Below are 1,180 nucleotides of genomic sequence, written 5' to 3'. Positions count from 1 at the left end.
GCCACCACGCCGGCGCCAACCGTACGGCCGCCTTCGCGGATCGCAAAACGCAGGCCTTCGTCCATCGCCACCGGGTTGATCAGCGTCACCACCATCTTCACGTTGTCGCCCGGCATCACCATCTCCACACCTTCCGGCAGCTCAACGGCGCCAGTGATGTCGGTGGTGCGGAAGTAGAACTGCGGACGGTAACCCTTGAAGAACGGGGTGTGACGGCCGCCTTCGTCCTTGCTCAGCACATAGACTTCGGCTTCGAACTCGGTGTGCGGCTTGATCGAACCCGGCTTGCACAGCACCTGGCCGCGCTCCACGTCGTCGCGCTTGGTGCCGCGCAGCAGCAGACCGGCGTTGTCGCCCGCCTGACCCTGGTCCAGCAGCTTGCGGAACATCTCAACGCCGGTGACCGTGGTCTTCTGCGTGTCGCGGATGCCCACGATCTCGATTTCCTCGCCCACCTTGATCACACCGCGCTCGATACGACCGGTGACCACCGTGCCGCGGCCGGAGATGGAGAACACGTCTTCCACCGGCATCAGGAACGGCTTGTCCACGTCGCGCTCGGGCAGCGGAATGAAGGTGTCCAGCGCCTCCACCAGCTTGATGATCGAGGGCACGCCGATTTCGCTCTGGTCGCCTTCCAGCGCCAGACGGGCCGAACCGTGGATGATCGGGGTGTCGTCGCCGGGGAAGTCGTACTTGCTCAGCAGCTCGCGCACTTCCATCTCCACCAGCTCCAACAGCTCGGCGTCGTCCACCATGTCCGCCTTGTTCAGGAAGACCACGATGTGCGGCACGCCGACCTGGCGCGACAGCAGGATGTGTTCGCGGGTCTGCGGCATCGGGCCGTCAGCGGCCGAGCACACCAGAATCGCGCCGTCCATCTGCGCCGCACCGGTGATCATGTTCTTCACATAGTCGGCGTGGCCCGGGCAGTCGACGTGCGCGTAATGGCGGTTGGCCGATTCGTATTCCACGTGCGCCGTCGAAATCGTGATGCCGCGCGCCTTCTCTTCCGGCGCCGCGTCAATCTGGTCGTAACCCTTGAACTCGCCACCGAAACGTTCCGCACCGATCTTCGTCAGCGCCGCCGTCAGCGTCGTCTTGCCGTGGTCAACGTGACCAATCGTGCCCACGTTCACGTGCGGCTTGGTGCGTTCGAATTTACCCTTTGCCATGGCTG

Annotated in this window: 1 protein-coding gene; it reads right to left on the bottom strand. The window is 64.2% G+C overall.

Annotated features, from left to right (window positions below; all coding sequences use genetic code 11):
- A partial coding sequence (tuf, locus tag AC1DTQ_RS18815) for an elongation factor Tu (RefSeq protein ID WP_477851569.1) occupies positions 1-1,175 on the bottom strand: 1,175 nt, incomplete at its 3' end.
- Positions 1,176-1,180 lie beyond the last annotated feature (5 nt).

The organism is Pseudoxanthomonas sp. P4_B2 (assembly GCF_056402315.1).
This window is presented reverse-complemented; position numbering and strand designations above follow the sequence as displayed.